The 17,463-nt window shown below is 68.2% G+C and carries 17 protein-coding genes; 5 read left to right on the top strand and 12 right to left on the bottom strand.

The window, feature by feature from the left end:
- Nucleotides 1–15 precede the first annotated feature (15 nt).
- Nucleotides 16–1,227, bottom strand: a complete 1,212-nt coding sequence (locus tag DVK01_RS07465; RefSeq protein ID WP_101349054.1) for a cation:proton antiporter — start codon at nucleotides 1,225–1,227, stop codon at nucleotides 16–18.
- A 31-nt stretch (nucleotides 1,228–1,258) separates the two neighbouring features.
- Nucleotides 1,259–1,747: a cation:proton antiporter regulatory subunit gene (locus DVK01_RS07460; RefSeq protein ID WP_101349053.1), complete on the bottom strand. Its 489-nt coding sequence runs from the start codon at nucleotides 1,745–1,747 to the stop codon at nucleotides 1,259–1,261.
- Between the two features lie 169 nt (nucleotides 1,748–1,916).
- On the opposite strand from DVK01_RS07460, the gene DVK01_RS07455 reads away from it, so the two are divergent.
- The gene (locus DVK01_RS07455) at nucleotides 1,917–2,690 is read left to right on the top strand and encodes a CbiX/SirB N-terminal domain-containing protein (protein ID WP_121536211.1); all 774 of its coding nucleotides are present in this window, start codon (nucleotides 1,917–1,919) and stop codon (nucleotides 2,688–2,690) included.
- 76 nt (nucleotides 2,691–2,766) lie between these two features.
- Nucleotides 2,767–3,234 (top strand): DUF2062 domain-containing protein, encoded by a 468-nt coding sequence (locus DVK01_RS07450; protein WP_101349051.1) that lies wholly within the window; start codon nucleotides 2,767–2,769, stop codon nucleotides 3,232–3,234.
- Nucleotides 3,235–3,256: 22 nt separating this feature from the next.
- Here DVK01_RS07450 and DVK01_RS07445 read toward each other — a convergent pair whose 3' ends face one another.
- The 3 genes from DVK01_RS07445 to cobN are packed head-to-tail and all read right to left on the bottom strand — an operon-like array spanning nucleotide 3,257 to nucleotide 8,670.
- Entirely contained in the window at nucleotides 3,257–4,021 is a 765-nt protein-coding gene (locus tag DVK01_RS07445; RefSeq protein WP_121536209.1) for a cobalt-precorrin-7 (C(5))-methyltransferase, read from the bottom strand.
- The gene (locus tag DVK01_RS07440) at nucleotides 4,014–4,793 is read right to left on the bottom strand and encodes a precorrin-8X methylmutase (RefSeq protein WP_121536207.1); all 780 of its coding nucleotides are present in this window, start codon (nucleotides 4,791–4,793) and stop codon (nucleotides 4,014–4,016) included. Before DVK01_RS07440 ends, DVK01_RS07445 begins: the two co-directional genes overlap by 8 nt.
- The gene (gene cobN, locus DVK01_RS07435) at nucleotides 4,783–8,670 is read right to left on the bottom strand and encodes a cobaltochelatase subunit CobN (RefSeq protein WP_121536205.1); all 3,888 of its coding nucleotides are present in this window, start codon (nucleotides 8,668–8,670) and stop codon (nucleotides 4,783–4,785) included. The genes DVK01_RS07440 and cobN overlap by 11 nt, the downstream gene beginning before the upstream one ends.
- Nucleotides 8,671–8,705: 35 nt before the next feature.
- Between cobN and DVK01_RS07430 the strand changes: the two genes are divergently transcribed.
- The 3 genes from DVK01_RS07430 to DVK01_RS07420 all read left to right on the top strand — a co-directional run bounded on the left by DVK01_RS07430 (nucleotide 8,706) and on the right by DVK01_RS07420 (nucleotide 11,826).
- The gene (locus DVK01_RS07430) at nucleotides 8,706–10,841 is read left to right on the top strand and encodes a VWA domain-containing protein (RefSeq protein WP_121536203.1); all 2,136 of its coding nucleotides are present in this window, start codon (nucleotides 8,706–8,708) and stop codon (nucleotides 10,839–10,841) included.
- A gap of 65 nt (nucleotides 10,842–10,906) precedes the next feature.
- Nucleotides 10,907–11,113, top strand: a complete 207-nt coding sequence (locus tag DVK01_RS07425) for a CbtB domain-containing protein (RefSeq protein WP_053966588.1) — start codon at nucleotides 10,907–10,909, stop codon at nucleotides 11,111–11,113.
- A complete protein-coding gene (locus DVK01_RS07420) occupies nucleotides 11,113–11,826 on the top strand; it encodes a CbtA family protein (RefSeq protein WP_121536201.1) in 714 nt (237 codons plus the stop codon). Before DVK01_RS07425 ends, DVK01_RS07420 begins: the two co-directional genes overlap by 1 nt.
- Before the next feature lie 9 nt (nucleotides 11,827–11,835).
- Here DVK01_RS07420 and DVK01_RS07415 read toward each other — a convergent pair whose 3' ends face one another.
- From DVK01_RS07415 to cobJ, 7 genes are all read right to left on the bottom strand, one after another.
- Nucleotides 11,836–12,516 (bottom strand): DUF3552 domain-containing protein, encoded by a 681-nt coding sequence (locus tag DVK01_RS07415; RefSeq protein ID WP_121536199.1) that lies wholly within the window; start codon nucleotides 12,514–12,516, stop codon nucleotides 11,836–11,838.
- A gap of 148 nt (nucleotides 12,517–12,664) precedes the next feature.
- Entirely contained in the window at nucleotides 12,665–13,921 is a 1,257-nt protein-coding gene (locus tag DVK01_RS07410; RefSeq protein WP_121536197.1) for a PQQ-binding-like beta-propeller repeat protein, read from the bottom strand.
- Nucleotides 13,914–14,285, bottom strand: coding sequence for a DUF3209 family protein (locus DVK01_RS07405; protein WP_053966592.1), 372 nt, complete (start codon nucleotides 14,283–14,285; stop codon nucleotides 13,914–13,916). The genes DVK01_RS07410 and DVK01_RS07405 overlap by 8 nt, the downstream gene beginning before the upstream one ends.
- A 22-nt stretch (nucleotides 14,286–14,307) precedes the next feature.
- Complete coding sequence (locus DVK01_RS07400; RefSeq protein WP_121536195.1) at nucleotides 14,308–15,531, bottom strand: CbiX/SirB N-terminal domain-containing protein; 1,224 nt, start codon at nucleotides 15,529–15,531, stop codon at nucleotides 14,308–14,310.
- Nucleotides 15,528–16,187, bottom strand: coding sequence for a cobalamin biosynthesis protein (locus DVK01_RS07395; RefSeq protein ID WP_101349042.1), 660 nt, complete (start codon nucleotides 16,185–16,187; stop codon nucleotides 15,528–15,530). Before DVK01_RS07395 ends, DVK01_RS07400 begins: the two co-directional genes overlap by 4 nt.
- Nucleotides 16,184–16,459: a ferredoxin gene (locus tag DVK01_RS07390; protein ID WP_101349041.1), complete on the bottom strand. Its 276-nt coding sequence runs from the start codon at nucleotides 16,457–16,459 to the stop codon at nucleotides 16,184–16,186. The genes DVK01_RS07395 and DVK01_RS07390 overlap by 4 nt, the downstream gene beginning before the upstream one ends.
- Entirely contained in the window at nucleotides 16,459–17,463 is a 1,005-nt protein-coding gene (gene cobJ / locus DVK01_RS07385) for a precorrin-3B C(17)-methyltransferase (RefSeq protein ID WP_101349040.1), read from the bottom strand. Before cobJ ends, DVK01_RS07390 begins: the two co-directional genes overlap by 1 nt.

Below are 17,463 nucleotides of genomic sequence, written 5' to 3'. Positions count from 1 at the left end.
CTCGCGTTTTTTTCGTTACTCCGTTCCGAACCGCGCTGTCGCGAACTGCTCGAAAGGGGCCGAGTACTGCATCAGCATCGTTCCGAGAATGCTCATCAGAAGGACGTAGGCGACGGTAAACGAGTAGACCGCGTTGGCCAGCGCTGTCGACAGCGACGTGCCTGCGCCGGTCAGCGCAACGGCGGCGATGATCAGGGAGAACTCGCCGCGGGTGACCATCCCGAGGCCGACACGCATCGACCGCCGGGGGTTGAGCTCGTAGGCGCGGCCGCTCAGATAGCCGGATAGGATTTTCGTCGGTGTCGTAACGACGATAGCGGCGGCGACAAGCCCCGCGACGCCGGCGAACAGCCGCGGGTCGGTCTCGACGCCGATCCAGAAGAAAAACACCGCCGCAAACGTGTCGCGGAGCGGTTCCAGCAGGCTCTCCAGTTTGTGCGTGTGAGTGGTCGGGGCGAAGGCCATGCCGACGAAGAACGCGGCGACGGCCTCGCTGACGCCGATAGCGAGGGCGAAACCGGAGACCAAGACCGTGATGCCGACGGCCCGGACCACCGTGAACTCGTTCGAAGTCGTCTGTAAGGCCCGCTCGAACCACGGCGTCCCGTAGCGGGCCAGGAGCAGGAGTGCAACGATGAACGACAGCGCGATGCCGACGGAGGTCGCGGCGGCCGCCACATCAGATCCCCCAGTGACGAGCGCGGCTGCGACTGTGAGGTACACGGCGATGAACAGGTCCTCGAACACGAGCGTCCCGAGCATCGGGTCGGCCTCGTCGTTGGCGATCCAGCCGAGGTCGATGAGCGACTTCGTGATGATGGCCGACGAGGAAATGTAGACGATACCGGCGGTGAGGAAGGCCGCGAGCGGGTCCCGGAACAGCGCGAACCCGAGCATGAGACCGGCACCGAAGTTGATGGCGAGGTCGATGGTCCCCGCTCTGGTGATGCGCTCCCAGCTCTCCAGCAGCCGGTCGAGGTTGAACTCCAGCCCCAGGAAAAACAGCAGAAAGACGATACCCAGTTCCGCGCCGAGCTCGACGAACTCCGAGGACTCGACGACGGGAAGGCCGTAGCCGGCGACGGAAAACTGCCCCGCAACGGACGGCGACAGCAGCATCCCGATGATGATGTAAAACGGGATCACCGACTTGTTCAGCCACACAGCGACGAGCGTGGCGGCGGCGACGGCGGCGAACAAGACACCGATGCCGAGCAGGTCAGCCACGGCGGGCCTCCGGCGCTTCGGTCCCAGCCATCTACAGGTCTCCGGTGAGGAGCTTCTCGAACTGCTCACAGTTCTCGCGTTCGCCGATAACCACGAGGGTGTCCGAGGCTTCGATCTGCATGTCAGGCGACGGGCCAGCGATGACGTTGTCATCGCGCTGTATCGCGACGACAGTGACACCGGTCCGCTGCCCGACGTTCGCACCCGCCAGCGTCTCGCCGACCAGCGGCGAATCGCTCTCGACCGCGTACCACTCCAGCAGCGTCCCCTCCGACAGCATCGTCTCAACGTGGCTGGATTCGACCGGCTGGAAGTACGCGCCTTCGAGTATCGTGCCGACCATCCGCGCCAGCCGGTCAGAGAGTTCGAGGAGTTTCTCGGAGTCGGCGTCCTCGTCCTTTTTGAGGTACAGTTCGCGTGTACCCGTGTTGTGGGTCACGACGACCAGTTGCTGCCCGCCGCCGATGTCCACCTCGTGTTTCTTTCCCACACCAGGCAGGTCGGTCTCTGTCACGTCCATAGCCCGGAATTGCGCTCGACTGCGTATAAGCCCCTGTGCCCGGGCTCGGATAGCGGGTCGCCGACGTCCGAGCGGCAGGACCCAAAGGTATTAGTGGATTCCTGCCAACGTTCAGGCAAGCCAACTTTCGCTAAAACAACTCAGATTGTTTTAGCGTCGGACGCTACCAATGCCACACGACACACTCCTGCTCATCGGTCGGGACACGCCACGCGCTACGCCCTACGAGACACACGCTCGCCGGCTGCGCGAGCGTGGGGTAGCTACTGACGTGGCGGTGCTGACCTACGACCACGAACCCCGTCGGGAGTTACGCGACGAACTGGTAGCTATCGACGCCGACCGCGTGTTCGCGCTGCCGATGACCGTCGCTCACGACCACGCGACAGTCACGGACGTGCCAGCGGTACTCGACGAGGTCAACGCCGAGACGCACTACTGTGAACCAGTCGGGCGGAGCCCGCTGCTGACCGAAGCGCTCCGGGACCGTGCCGCCGCTGCGGTCCCGGAGGCCCCCGACACCTCCGTCGCGCTCGTCGCCTTCGGCTCCAGCGGCAAGCCGTACCAGCGTCAAGTGACTGAATACCACGCCGAGCGCCTGCGCGAGCGCTCGGCCTTCGGCGAGGTGGAGCCGTGCTATCTGCTTCAGAACCCCGCTGTCGAATGTGTCCGATACAATCTCACCCACGACCACGCCGTCGCTGTGCCGCTCTTTCTCGCGCCGACTGACGCGACAGAGACACAGATTCCCGACAAGCTCGACCTCGACAGGGGCGGACTCGCCTACACCGACACGCTGGACGACCACCCGCTTGTCACCGAGGCCGTCGCAACCGCCGTCGAGACGGCACGGACGATGGCCGACTCACGCACGCCACAGACGTTCGAGGCGACGCTGGCCGCGACAAACCGGCCGATGGCGACCGACGGTGAAGGCGATTAGGGCTGGCGCGGCGTCAGAACCAGGGACGCCGAACGAGAGGAAGCGATTTGTACCCACGGTACATCCTGACACGTAGATGGTTCGCCGACGAGTAGCGCAGACGCGGGAACAGGTCAAAGAGAAGCTCGTGGCTGCGCTGATAGAAGACCACTCGCCGCGGGAAGTCGCGGTGAGCTTCAGTGTGGGCGTGTTCCTCACCGCGCTCCCGACGCTAGGGACTGGCTTTCTCGCTTTCCTCGTTCTCGCGTACCTGTTCAAACAACTCAGCAAGGTTGCGCTGTTCGCGTCTGTACTGATACTCAATCCGCCGGTCAAGTGGGGCGTGTACGCGACGAGCTTCTGGCTCGGGAACCAGATTCTGGGGCCGGTGCCCGGCCTGTCGTTTGACGGTGTCTCGGTCTCGATGGGGAGCGACGTGCTGGTCCGACTGTGGACGGGGAACGTCGTTCTGGCCGTCGTGTTCGCCGCTGTCGGCTACGTGCTCGCGTTCCGGCTTATCAGCGAGTACAGGCGACGGCAGGGATGGACGGCCGAAATTAGCTAGACAGGACTGGAGGCGGCGCGCGTCACTCTCGCCGCACGACGAACACCGACAAATCCGAGAACCGCGTGTCCTCCCTGCTGTCACCGCCGGAATCCTGTGCGAGGTCGCCGAGTGTCGTCGCGGTCCGGGCCTCGTCGTCGTGGGTGAGTCGCTCGTAGACCAGCGCCGGCAGATCGGGGTCGCCGCCGGCGTCGAGCAACTCAGTCGCAACGTCCTCGGGCATCAGGTCGAACGGGCGCGGGAGGGCGAGCAGGTGTCGGTCACCCACATCGCTCCGAAGTCGGTCGAGGTCGGCCGAGAGGTCACCGCTCTTGTGCAGCGTGACGAACGTCGTGTCCTCCATCGGCGTTCGGGCGCGACTGGCCGCGACCTGGAGCGACGAGATGCCCGGCACGACGCGGACGGGGCGGTCGACGGCCCGCTGGACCTTCCCGACGAACTGGTAGCCCGAGTGGTTCGGGTCGCCCATCAACACGGCCGTCCCGCGCTCGCCGGCGGCCACGCGCTCGGCGAAGGCCTCCAGCGTATCGAGTTCGTCGCGGTAGCCACAGGTCAGCAGGTCGGCGTCGGTGCGCTCGGCGACGAAGTCGACGACCGTCTCGAAGCCGACGACCACGTCGGCCTCCCGAATCGCCTGCTCGCCCCGCGGCGTGAGGAAGTCGAGGTTCCCCGGTCCGATTCCGACGGCGTTGACCGGCCGGTCGGCGGCGGGGTCCTCGGGCGCGCTCGCCGCAAGGGCGGCGGGGTCCGGCCCGCTATCGAGGTCGTAGTCGTCGTCCTCAGTCATCCAGGGAGACGTCGCCCTCCCGCACGTCACTGGCGACGTGCACCAGTTCGTTCGTCAGGCCGGCGGCCAGCCCGCTCCCGCCGCGGCGGCCGACGTTCGTAATCGTCGGGACGCCGTGCTCGGCCGCCACCTCGCGGAGCCGCTCCCGGCTCTCGGCGGCCTTCACGAAGCCGACGGGCGTCGCGACGACGACGGCCGGCCGGGTGCCGTCCTCGATACAGTCAGCGAGCGCGAGCGCCGCCGTTGGCGCGTTCCCGACGACGGCGATAGCGCCGTCGTAGACGCCCTCGCGGTCGAGTTCCAGCACCGACGCGGCCGTCCGGGTCATGCCGGTCTCGGCGGCCAGTTCCGCGCCGTTGCCGATGGCCTTCCGGACCGGGCAGTCGTGGCCGCGGCCGGTGATACCCGCTTTGACCATCGTGATGTCGGTGACGATGGGCTGTTCGTCGAGGACGGCCTGTGCCCCCGCGCGGACCGGTTCGTCGTCGTCCGCGCCGGTGAAGCGGACGAGGTGCTGGAACTCTGGGTCGCCGGTCGCGTGGACGGACTTCTGGCGGATGCGGTCGGCCAGCGTCTCGTCGGGGACGAGTCGGCGAACGCGGTCCATCGACGTCTCGGCGATGTCCATCGCGTTCTCCGTCGTCGCGCCGAGGTCGGCGTACTCCTCGAAGTCGTCCTCGTCGTTCGTCTCAGCGTCTGTCGCGTCGTCTGCGTCGGCGGTTTCACCGCCTCCGTCTCGCGACCCCTCCGGGGTCGCGCCGTCAGTCGTCATCTGAAGCCACCTCCGTCCGTTCCGCACTGCTGTTGCGCGCTTCGAGGTCTCCGTCCACTTCCAGATTCAGGTCCCGCAAGCGGTCGCGCGTCTCGTCGTCGGCGTCCCAGAGGCCGCGGTCGATGGCCTCCAGCAGCGTGTCAGTAATCGAATCAAGCGCCCAGGGGTTCACGTCCCGGAGCCAGTCCTGGCGGTCCTCGTCGAAGGCGTAGCGCTCGGCCACGTCGTCCCACAGCGTATCGCTGACGACGCCGGTGGTGGCGTCCCAGCCCAGCACCACGTCGACCGTGGTCGAGAGGTCGCCCGCGCCCTTGTAGCCGTGCTCCTCCATCGAGTCGAGCCAGGCGGGGTTGAGGACGCGGGCGCGCATCGCCTTGCGCACCTTCTCCTCGTTGGTGTAGACGTCGACGTTGTCCGGGTCCGCGGAGTCGCCGACGTAGGAGTTCGGCTCCTCGCCGGCGATCTCGGTCACGGCGGAGATGAACCCGCCGTGGAAAGCGTACCAGTCCGAGGAGTCGAACTCGTCTTGCTCGGCGGTGTCTTCGATTTTGACCGTCGCGTCGACCGACGAGAGGCGGCGCTCGAAGGACTCGTGGGCCTCGCTGACGCGGCCGCGCGAGCCCATCGCGTAGCCGCCCCACTGGACGTACACGTCGGCGAGGTCCGAGCGGTCGTCCCAGTTGCCCTCGTCGACGGCCTTGTTCGTCCCGGCTCCGTAGCCGCCCGGTCGCGTGGTAAAGACGCGGTGTTTGGCGGCGCTGCGGGCGTCGCTCTCGTCCATCCCGTCAGCCACGAGGTCGTCGGTCTCCGCCTCGACGTGCTTTTTCACGTAGTTCATCTCGTGGGGTTCGTCGAGGTCGACCACGGCGTCGACGGCGTCGTGGACCACGCCCGCCGCCGCGGGGAAGGCGTCCCGGAAGAGGCCCGAGACGCGCGTCGTCACGTCGATACGCGGGCGGCCGAGTTCCTCTAAGGGAATCGGCTCCACGTCCTCGACGCGGCCGGCGTCGGACCAGACCGGTTCGACGCCCATCAGCGCGAGTACCTGCGCGATGGTCTCGCCGCGGGTCCGGACCGTCGGCGTCCCCCAGACGACGACGCCGATTTCCTCGGGGTACTCGCCCTCGTCGCTCTCGTGACGTTCCAGCACGCCGGATGCGACTTCGCTGCCCACGTCCCAGGCGGTCTTGGCCGGGACCTTCCGCGGGTCGAGCGTGTAGAAGTTCCTGGCCGTCGGGAGCAGGTCGACGCCGCCGCGGGTCGGCGCGCCGGAGCCGCCGGGCGGGACGTACTCGCCCGCCAGTGCGTCGGCGGTGCGGGGGATCTCGTCGGCCGCACCGGCCACCCGCGGAGCGGCCTCCTCGCAGATGTAGGCCAGCGCCTCGCGGAGGTCGTCGTGCGCGCCGGACCGAGCGCGGGCGTCCCCGAGGGGGTCAATGTCGACGACGAGGAGGTTCATGTTGACCTCCGAGTCGCCGTCGTCGAGTTCGCTCACGGGCACGTCGAAGTCGTACTCGGCGAGCGTCCCCACGAGGTCCTTGCTGGTCTCGTGGACGCGGTCGGCGGCCTCGGCGTAGGTCATCCCCAGGGCCTCGTCGTACTCGCCGGGGGCGTTGCGGAGTTTGTCGTAGTCGACGCCAAGCACGCCCGCGACGCTCTCGCGCAGCGACGGCGCGCCGGGGTTCTCTAGGCGGGTGAGCGCGACCAGATAGTCGACCAGTCGGTCGTCGGCCGGCGGTTCGCCCATCGTGTGCAGGCCCTTGCGAATCTGGGTCGTCTTCACGTCCGTGAGGTACTCGTGGACGCGCTCGACGAGTGCATCAATATCGAGTTCATCGCCATCGACAGCACCCTCCGCGAGCGTCGACCCGGCCTCGTCTGGTCCCCGCACGTCTGCTTTCTCGTCAATCTCACCGGCGATGCCGAGTTCAACGGCGAGGTCCAGTTCGTCGACCGTCCGGCGAATCTGCTCGGCGAGGTGCTCGCCGTCGTCGCTGCGGGCGTCCTCCATGCCGGCCTCGCGGTAGCGGTCGGCCAGTTCCTCCAGGTCGGCGAGGTCGTCGTACGTTCCGGCGTTGGCCATCACCGGCGTCAAGTAGTCGACGATGGCGGCGTAGGACCGTCGCTTGGCCTGCGTTCCCTCTCCGGGGTTGTTGACGATGTAGGGGTAGACGTTCGGGATGTCGTCGATGAGCTGGTCCGGTGCGCTCTCGCCGTCGAGGCCGACCGTTTTGCCCGGCAGCCACTCCAGACTGCCGTGGGTCCCCAGATGGACGACGGCGTCGGTCTCGTAGCTGTTGCGGAGCCAGCGGTAGAAGGCGACGTAGTCGTGGGGCGGCTGGAGGTCCGAGTCGTGGTACACCTTCGAGGGGTCCATGCCGAACCCGCGCGGGGGCTGGACCGTCACGAGAACGTTGCCGAACTCCGCCCCGGGAATCGCGAAGGGGCGCTCGGGCGGGTCGCCCCACTCCTCGACCACGTTCGCGCGGAAGTCCGCGTCGAGGGCCTCGAACCACTCGCCGTACTGGGCCGGCGAGACGGTGTCGACGCTCATCTCGCGTACGTCCTCGGGCGCGACCCAGCGGTCGTCGAGGGTCAGCTGTGCGGTGAGGCGTTCGACGAGCGACTGGCCGCTGTCGGGCATCGTATCTCCCAAATCATACCCGCGGGCATCCAGTTCCTCCAGCAGATTCACCGTGCTCTCGGGCGAGTCCAGCCCGAACGCCGTCCCGATGCCGTCGTCGCTGGGCGGGTAGTTGTGCAGGACGACGGCGACCTGCTTCCCGTCGTTGGGCGTGTGCCGCAGTTCGGCCCAGTTGACCGCCAATCGCGCGACGTGGTCGACTCGGTCGTCGATGGGGAAGTGCTGTTTCGGCGCGCTCCCGATGTCGGCGGCGTCGTCGGTGCGCTCCTTGCCCGAGATAGGGTGGGTGATGACGTTGCCGTCGAACTCCGGCAGCGCGACCGAGAGCGCGAGTTCGAAGCCCATCACGCCCGTGTCGCTGCTGTCGTAGCGCGAGCGCGAGCGCATCGTCGTCACCGTCTGGATGACGGGGACACCGAGTTTGTCGAGGAACACGTCCTGTGCGTTCTGGCCCTCGTCGTCGGCGCTGCGGCCGCGTTCGTCCATCGACAGCGAAAACATGAACGACGAGCAAACGGCGTCGACGAGCGGATTACCGTCGGCGTCCAGCAGCCACTCCTCGGTGACCTGCTCGGCGTTCCACTGGCCCTCGGCGTCGGTCGCCGGCTCGCAGAAGATGGGGAGCGCGTTCGCGCCCTGGGCCTCGATGGCTCGGACCTGCGCGTCGACGTAGCGGGTGTTCTCGTGGGTCCAGTGGGACTCGTAGAACCAGACGGCGACGGTCGGCTTCGCGGGGTCGAACGTCGCCCGCAGTTCCTCGATGCTCGCGCCCGGGTGGTCGGGGTGATACACCCCCTCTGTCGGGAGTGTCACCGGGTCGTCGTATGAGGGGTCGGCATCGCCGTACTGCGCGACGAGGTAGCGAACGCAGTTCGCGACGTTGCTCGCCCCGCCCTTGTCGAGGTACTCGTAGACGGTCTCGCGGTGCTCGTCGGGAACCGACGTGTCCTCGAAGGCGAAGGCGTCGCCGGTGGCTTTCACCACGAGCGGGACGCCGGCCTCGCGCAGGCGCTCGACAGCCAGGTCGTAGCCCGGCATGCTGTCCTCGGCCCCGTGGAGCCAGAGGATTACGGCGTCGGCGTCGGTCAGTTCGTCGACGAACGCCTCGACCGCCGGTTCGTCGTCGAGGTCGCTCTCCGAGCGCACGACGAGGTCCGCGTTCACCTCGCCCGCGGCCCGCTGGACGGCCCCGAGTTCGTTCTCCGTCGCGGTGTAGAGTCCTAGCTGTGGCATAACGTTATTAAATCTCCGTTTGCACTAATACAAGTATGGTTGTATTCGGCGCGGGCAAAAAAGCTTCGCAGGGGCCGACGTTCGCGGGCGTCGTCGGCCAGCGCGATCTGAAAGAGGGCCTGCTGGCGGTTGCGACGGACGACGACCTCGACGGTCTGTTGGTCCGCGGCGAGAAGGGGACGGCGAAGTCGACGGCGGTGCGGGCACTCGCCGACCTGCTCCCCGAGCAGCGCGCGGTCGCGGACTGCCCCTACGGCTGTCCGCCCGACCGCCCCGAGGCCCAGTGTGAGGACTGCCGGGCGCGCGCGGACCCGCCCGTCGAGACGCGCTCGGTCCCGCTGGTGACGCTCCCGCTCGGCGCGACGCGGGACCGCGTCGTCGGGACCCTCTCCGTGGCGGACGCACTGGACGGCGACCACGAGTTCGACCCCGGCCTGCTGGCCCGCGCGAACCGCGGCATCCTCTACGTCGACGAGGTGAACCTGCTTGACGACCATCTCGTGGACGTGCTGCTCGACGCCGCCGCGAGCGGCGTGAACCGCGTCGAACGCGACGGCGTCACCGTCACGCATCCCGCCGCGTTCACCCTCGTCGGGACGATGAACCCCGAGGAGGGCGACCTGCGGCCCCAGCTCCGGGACCGCTTCGCCCTCCAGACCGAGGTCAGCGCGTGCGAGGCCCTCGACGACCGGGTCGCCATCATCGACCGGGCGCTCGGAGAGGGCGACGAAGGGGGAGACGGGACCGAACCCGACCGCGACCCCGGCGAGCGACTGCGGACCGCCCGTGAGATTCTCCCCGAGGTTGACCTCGCCCGCGAGTTCCGCGAGCAAATCGCCGAACTCTGCCGGGACGCCGGCCTCGACGGCCACCGTGGCGATATCGCCACAGCGCGAGCAGCCCGGACGTTTGCCGCACTGGACGGGCGGACGACGGTTCTCGAATCAGACATCGAGCGCGCCGCCGAGTTCGCGCTGCCCCACCGGCTCACCTCTCGACCCTTCGAGGACGCGCCGGACGTGGACGACGTGCTCGACGACCACTTCGATGACGACGAGGGCGAAGACGAGGAAAGCGGAGACGACACCGAGGAAGCCGACGGATCGGAGAGTGAAGCGGATGACGAGACGGCGGGCGGAGAAGACGCAGACGAGTCAGCGGCTGACGGAAACGACTCGGACGGCGATGCCGGTGGTGGCCCACAGAAACAGCGCCCCGACGATGGCGAGCGCTCCGAGGACCGCGAGGGGGGAGACGAACCGGGCGGTCCAGCGCCCGCGTCGGCAGACGGAGACGGGGAGGGTCAGGGGAGTGAGGCCGAATCGGATGCCGGCGACGACCGTGACGAGGACGGCAGCCCCGACGACCCGGAGGACGCGACGCCGCTCCTGCCCGGCCAGTCTCGTGCGGCAGTCGGCGACAGCGACGCGCCCGACGTGGACGCCCCGGAGGTCGACACGGACGGCGGCGCGGCGAGCGGCCGCGCGGGCGCGACGGGCACGACCCGCGGCGCAACGGTCCGCACCGAGCGTGCCGGCCGCGACGACGAGGTCGACGCTGCAGCGTCGGTCCGGGCAGCAGCCAGCCGCGGGAGCGGCCGCGTCGAGTCGCGAGACCTCCGCAAGTCCGTTCGCGCAGGCGACGCCGAGACGCTGGTCGTGTTCGCTGTCGACGCGAGCGCGTCGATGCGCCCGGCGATGCGGGCCGCAAAAGGCACCGTGCTGGAACTGCTGAAAGACGCCTATCAGGCCCGCGACCAGGTCGCCTTCGTCACCTTCGCCGGCGAGAGCGCGGACGTGGTGCTCCCGCCGACCGACAGCGTCTCGCTGGCCGCCCGCCACCTCAAGGACCTGCCGACCGGCGACCGGACGCCGCTGCCGGCCGGCCTGACCGCCGCCCGCGAGGTGCTCGACCGCGCCGACCCGGACGCCGGCGTCGTCGTCGTCGTGACCGACGGCCGGGCGAACACCGCCGACGGGAGTCCGGTTGCAGCGACCAGAACCGCGGCGCGAACGCTCGGTGAAGCAGCCGACCGGACCGTTATCGTGAATGCTGGTGAAGAGGGGCGCGCTGGATTGCTCGATCTTGTTGCAGACGAAACAGACGCATCAGTCGTCCCGCTGGACGCGCTGACCGCCGAACGCGTCGATGCCGTCGCCAGCGAACAGTAACCCCCGAAGCTGTGTCAGGCGGAAGTTTTACAATCTTACTTGTTCTTGAGACAAACGAGATTTCAATGCAGGACGACACTGACACTGCACGCGCAACGGACAGCGTGCACGACCGTATCGAACGCGCCAGAGCGTCGCTGACTGGTCCACAGGTCGCCATCGCCGTCGCGCTGGTGGCGGCGCTCGGCTTCACGCTGTTGTTCGTGCAAGACCCAATGTTGCACGACTCACTGCACAACTTCCGACACAGCGCCGGCATCACCTGCCACTGATGGCGACTAACTACCTCGAACGCGGCGCGATAGCCGGCGTGGCGGGTGGGCTGGTCTACGGCCTGTTTGTCGCGACGGTCGGGAACGCCTTCACCGCCGGGCTGGAGACGTTCGAACACGGACACAGCCACGGCGGCGGGCCGGCCGTCTCCGAGCTGACGACGACGGTCGCCAGCATCGGCGGCGGCGTCCTCTGGGGCCTGCTGTTCGGCGTCGCCGCCTTCGGCATGGCGTACTTCTTCTTCGAACCTGCGATTCCCGGGTCGGGCGCGACGAAGCGACTGGTGCTTGCGGGAGCCGGCTTTCTCACCGTCTCCGGCGCGCCGTGGCTCGTCTTGCCGCCGCAGCCACCGGGCGTCGAGCAGGCGCTCGGAACGGAGACGCGCCTTGCGTGGTACGCCGGCCTGATGGCGCTGGGGGCGCTGGTCGCAGTGCTTGCCGGGCTCGCGTATCAGCGGACGGAACACCGCCACACCGCTGTTCGACTCGGAGCCACGGCGCTGCCGCTCGCGCTGCTTGCGGCTCCGGTCGCGCTCGCGCCGGCAAACCCGGTCCACGGCGACGTTCCTGCCGCGCTCGTCGCGGCCTACCGCTGGACAGTCGTGTTCGGCCAGCTGGTGCTGTGGGCCACCATCGCTGGTGTTCACGCATGGCTCGGTGACCGTGAGACGCCTGCCACGGACAGCTTGGACTATCCCGCGACGGCAGACTGACGACGCGGCTCAGACTTTTCCCGCAACCGTCCCGAGATTCAGCGCCAGCCCGACGATACCGACGACAGCAGCGATAGCGAGATCAGCTGTCGTTCCGCCGGCGCTGAACGGGGCCGTACCGGCCGATGCCAGTGCGCCGAACCCGATGCCGGCGACGACGAGCGCCACGCCGGCCAGCCCGACGAGCATCGTGCCGGTCGGGCCGAACTGACCGGCCGCCCGGTCCGCCTCGTACCGGTCCAGTGCGTCCTGCATCGTCTCCGTGACAGACGCCTCGACATCCGCCATCTGCCCCGAAAGGTAGGTGTGCAGCGTCTCCTCGTGCTCGTCGAGCTCCGCGGCGCGCTCGGAAAGCTGCGTGTCGTACTCTGTCAGCTCGGCCTCACGCTCGTCGAGGGCGGTCTCACGGTCCTCAAGCGCGGCTTCGCGTTCATCGAGCTGGTACTCCCGCTCGTCCAGTTCCGTCTCTCGGCGGTCGAGTTCGTCCTCGCGGGCGTCAATCTTCTCTTCGCGCCGGTCGAGTTCCGCGCCCCGCTGGTCGAGACCCATCTCCCGCTCGTTGAGCCGTCGCTGCATCTGTGCGAACTCCCGCTCGCGCTCTGTAGGGTGATCGGCGGTGCTGTCGTCGTCGGCTTCGGCATCCGCCGCTGGCTGTGCTTCCTCGTGGTCCGGGTCTGTGTTGTCGGCCATACTGGACTCCGGTACCGAGACACTACGACTGGCGAATGGTTAGTTTGACACCACATAACACAGTAATCGGAGCCAAACCGGGGACAGCACGTCGACGTAAAAAGCAGTCTGACAGACCGCTCCCGGTCCAGAGTGGGACGTCAGCGCGTCAGCGACAGGGCTGTGCTAGCCCGACTCGATGCAACCGATACGCGCCGCGCTCGCGGCCCTCGTCGTGGTAGACGACCGGCTCCTCGACGGCGACGGCGGTTCCGTCGGAGACTGCCGCCGCCGTCACGACGCCGTCAGTGTCCAGCGTGTCGACAGGGCCGTCTGTGACATCGAACAGCCGAAGCGCGTGGTCGTCGGCGTCGCGGTCCCGGAAGTTCTGCGCGCCGGGAACAGCCAGTAGCGAGCCGTCAGTCCCCAGCCCGCTGGCGAAACCGCCCACGGGCGCGTCCCAGCGGCGGTCGCCGTCGAGTGAGAGACCAACGGCGGTGTGCTCGTTCGGGTGGCGGGCGTCCGTCTCGCGGCCGTCCTCGGGGTAGGTGTTACCGGTGACGAACACCGCGCCCCCGTCAGTCGCGTGGACGTGGTTCGGGTACGCGTAGACGGTGTCGCCGGCCACGTCGGTCGGCGTCGCCAGCGGAACGCGCCATCGTTCCCGACCGCCGCTGTCGAGCCGGTAGCCACAGTAGTCGCCGTGGCTGGAGACGACAGCGCCCTCGTCAAGCAGCGCGACATCGCCGATGCGGCGCTGGCCGTCGGTCCCGGGGTCCCACATCCAGCCCGGGTTGCCGTCGTCGGCGTCGAGTACGACGAGGCCGTGCTGGTGGTCTCCGGGACACCGGTTGTATGCGACAGCGACGCGGTTCTCGTCGGCGTCGAGCGAGATGGGGGAGCCGTCGGTTCGGTACATCCAGTCGACGGTTCCGTCAGGTCCGAAGGCGTAGACGACGCTCTCGAAGTGGCGCAGGTCGGTTCCGTCGTCGTCGGTGCGACGCTCGTACCGCCGGGCGGCAGCGTAGCAGCGGTCGCCGTCGGTGGCGAGGCTGGCCACGAAGGGGAGCAGGAAGCGCGTCTCCTGCTGCGCCTCGCCCAGGTCTGTTCTGGTTTCGTAGCGCCAGCGCAGGTTTCCGTCGGCATCGTGACAGCGGATTTCGCCGCGGGCGCTGCGTTCGCCGACGACGACACCGCCGTCGAAGGGCACCGCCGAGACGACGCTCGGTTCGCCGTCCGTGTCGTACTGCCAGCGCCGGTGTGGCGGGCCATCGCTCGCGGCGTCGAACGCCTGCAGATCCCCGTCAGCGGTGCCGACGACCGCGAAGCCATTCGTCAGCGTGACCGCCGAGCGGCGGCCCTGATGGCGCGAGCGGGCCGGTGTCACGTCCCCGAGGTCGACGGTCGGGGTGCGCTGGCTACTCATCGACCGGGAAGGCCTCGTGGAGCACGTCGTGGGCCTCACCGAGTCCGGCGAGGACATCCTCGCCCTGCATGGTGATGCGCGACACCGCCCGCTCGGCGTCGCGGACGGCGACGAGTCGACCCCGGAGGTAGTCGTATTCGGGGTCGTCCTCATCAGTCGCGGCGATCTCTTCTTCAAGGTCCACGAGTGCGGCGTCGAGGTGGCGCTCGATGGCGGCCAGCGTCTCCGCGCCCGCGAGGGCCTCGATGGGGCCGGTCATGTGGCCCTCCAGCTCCTGTTCGGCGTGCTGGCGGGCGTGGTCGTCTTCGGTACCGAGGACGTTCATGAGGCCCAGTCGGAGGGCCTCGATTTCGTAGCAGCTCATGGATGTAGTAGTGTTGTAAGTCTCAAAGCGTCTGGTCGACAAGTTCGCTTACGATGCGGTCGCGGTCCAGATGCGAGGAAACGATGTCGGCGGCGTCCTCGTCTTCGACACCGCCGTACCAGACGCCGTCGGGATAGACGGCGACCATCGGTCCCTCGCCACAGCGGCCGAGACACGACGACCGCGTGATGCGGGCGTCACACTGGTCGCTGTCGCGGGCGGCCTGACGGAGCCGTTCGAGGACCGCCGGCGCGCCGTCCTGTGCGCAGGTCTGGTTCGTGCAAACGGCGACGTGTTTCTCGGGGGCGTCGTGGACGTGCGGGTCGTCGTCGACGTTCTCGCGGTCGGCGTGTTCGGCCTGGTGGGTCAGCGCCCGGAGCATCGCGCGAGCGCCGCCCTGGTCCTCCTCGTAGCCGTCAAGCTCGACCTTGTACTTGCAGGTGTCACAGGACATCTCGACGCTTCCCGTGCGGGCTTCCTGCCAGCGGTCGCCGAGCACGTCCAGCAGGCGCGTGTCGGTCCCCAGCGGTTCGCCGGGAGCGGCGTCGACGTAGGGATACTCCTCGTCGAACTCGCGTGCGCCGTCCTTGATACGGCCGGTCAGCACGCCGTCGCCGAGCATGTACGGCACGACGACGACGGCGTCGGGCCGGCTCTTGGCGATGTCGTGCAGCGTCTCGTCCAGTAGCGGCTCGGTGACGCCGATGAACGACGCCTCGACCCGCGAGAACTCGCGGCCCTCGTACAGCAGGCGGGCGAGCTTGTGTACGTCGGCGTTGGCGTCCGGGTCGCTGGAGCCGCGGGCACAGACCACGACGGCCACGTCGTCGTCTTCGCGGTCGACGCCCAGTTCGGCCTCGACGGCCGCCGCGCGGTCGTCCAGCAGGTCAAGCAGGGCGGGATGGACACCCAGGTGTGCGCCGTTATTGATGGTCAGTTCGGGGTGGGCTTCCCGAGCCTGCTCAACGGCCAGGGGCACGTCGTTTTTGACGTGACTGGCGGCGAATAGCGAGAGGTGGACCACCGACACTTCCGAGACCGCCCCGGCCAGCCCCGCGATGGCCTCGTCGATGGCCGGCTCCGCGAGTTCGAGGAAGGCCGCGTCGACGGGGAGGCCGAGTCGCCCTTCCAGTTCGACCGCGAGGTCGCGGACCTGTTCGTTGGACTTCTCGCGCCGGGAGCCGTGGCCGACGAGCAGGACCGCCTCGTCGTCCAGCGTCTCCGGCGCGCTGATGGCTTCGCTCATCGGACTCGTTCGATACTCTTCCGGAGCTTGCGCCGCCGGCTGGGCGCGAACAGCCCCGTCTCCTCGCTACCCTCGTACAGCCAGTCGCCGAGGGCAGGTGCCGCGTCGTCGTCCACGCCGAACCAGTAGCCTGAGGACGTTTCCGAGAGGTCATCGTAGGGCGCGTCGACCGGACAGCGGTCGAGCAGCGTCTGTATCGTCCGGAGGAGTCGCTCGTCTTCGTGGACAAAGGAGATGCCGACGGCGTCGTCGTCGGACTTGAAACAGACCGTGCCACAGCCTTCGAGCAGCCCCCGGAGGAGTTGCCGGTCGTAGTCGGCTAGCGCGTCGAAGCGGTAGCCGCCCGAGTCGCCCTCGAACGGCAGGCCAAGCGCCGCGCTGGCGCGGTCGGCCAGCCCGCCGACGACTTGGACGGTGAACTCCTCCTCCTGACGGGTAATCGAGGTGTCGTGGGCATACGCCCGCTCGACGATGCGGCGGTCGGCCCGCTCCGCACCAGCGATGGAAGCGAGCCGCCGAGCGGCCGTTTCGTCGTTCGTCCGGACGGTGATACAGCTGTCCTCGCACTCGCCGTCGCCGGTGACCCGACCCCAGAAGTACGCCGTCTCGGGGTGGGCTGCGAGCATATCGTTTGGCGCACCCGTTTCGACGCTCATGGCTGGACCTCCTCGTGGTCGGTGGCGGCAGGTGTATCGGCGGCCCCGGCGTCCTCCTCGACGGATTCCACGTGAATCGCATCGAGCGGACAGGCCGCAGCGGCCTGCTCGGCATCGTCCCGCCGGTCGTCGTCGAAGGTGGCCTCGATTGCCGTCTGGTCGTCCGTCTCGATAGCCGCCAGTCCCTCGCTATCCTCGACGAAGCGGGCGTCACGGACGAGACAGGCGAACACGCCGTCGCAGGCCTTGCGGTCGATAGTGATTCGGTACATCAGTAGTCGTACTTGGTTTCGTAGCCCCGCGGGGTCACCATCCGGTCGTCCCAGACGTAGGTGTCCTCGTTGCCCACGAGCAGCGTAGTGGTCATGTCCACGAGGTCAGTTTCGCCGAGTTCGGGCAGTTCGCCGAGTTCGACGATTTCGACCTGCTCGTCCTCTCGGCCGGCGGCGTGGACGACGCCGACCGGCGTCTCGGGGTCGCGGTGCTCCAGCAGAATTTCACAGCACTTCTCGTAGTTGTCCCGGCGCTTGCGACTCCACGGGTTGTAGATGGTGATGGTGAAGCCCTCCTTGGCGGCGGCGTGGAGCCGCGATTCGATGGTCGGCATGTCGGTGAGGTGGTCCGACAGCGAGATGGAGACGGTGTCGTTGACCAGCGGCGCGCCGACGCGGGCCGCACAGGACTGGGCCGCCGGGACGCCCGGCACCACGTCGAAGTCGAGCATCGTCGCCGTCGCGCCCTTAGATTCGATTATCTCCAGCGCGAGGCCCGCCAGCGCGTAGACGTTCGGGTCGCCGCTGCCGATGATGGCGACGTCGTTGCCCGCCAGCGCGCGGTCGATTGCCTCTTCCGTTCGAGACACTTCACCGCACATCGGCGTGTTGTAGATGTCCTCCGCGGCGTCGGTCACCTCGTCGGGAAGCAGTTCGACGTAGGTCGTGTAGCCGACGATGTGCTCGGCGTCCATGAGAGCGGACCGGGCGCGGGCGGTCATCCCCTCCGGCTGGCCGGGGCCGAGGCCGACGGCGATGAGTTGGCCCGGCTCGGCGTCGAAGTCGTCGACCGTCGCGCCGACCTCCTCCTCGTCCGAGTCGCTGGAGGAGGACGCGCCGCAGGAACTGCTGCTGGACGACGAGGACGTGGACGACGAGGCTCCGCACTTCGAGGCCGTATCGTCGCCCGTGTCCGGTGTCGTTTCTGTGGACGAACTCGCCTCGCTTGCCCCGCACTTCGATTCTGTCTCGGTACTTGCGTCGGTAGTATTGTCAGTGCTCAT

It is taken from the genome of Haloarcula sp. Atlit-120R (genome assembly GCF_003665885.1).
Classification (GTDB): Archaea; Halobacteriota; Halobacteria; order Halobacteriales; family Haloarculaceae; genus Haloarcula; species Haloarcula taiwanensis.
This window is presented reverse-complemented; position numbering and strand designations above follow the sequence as displayed.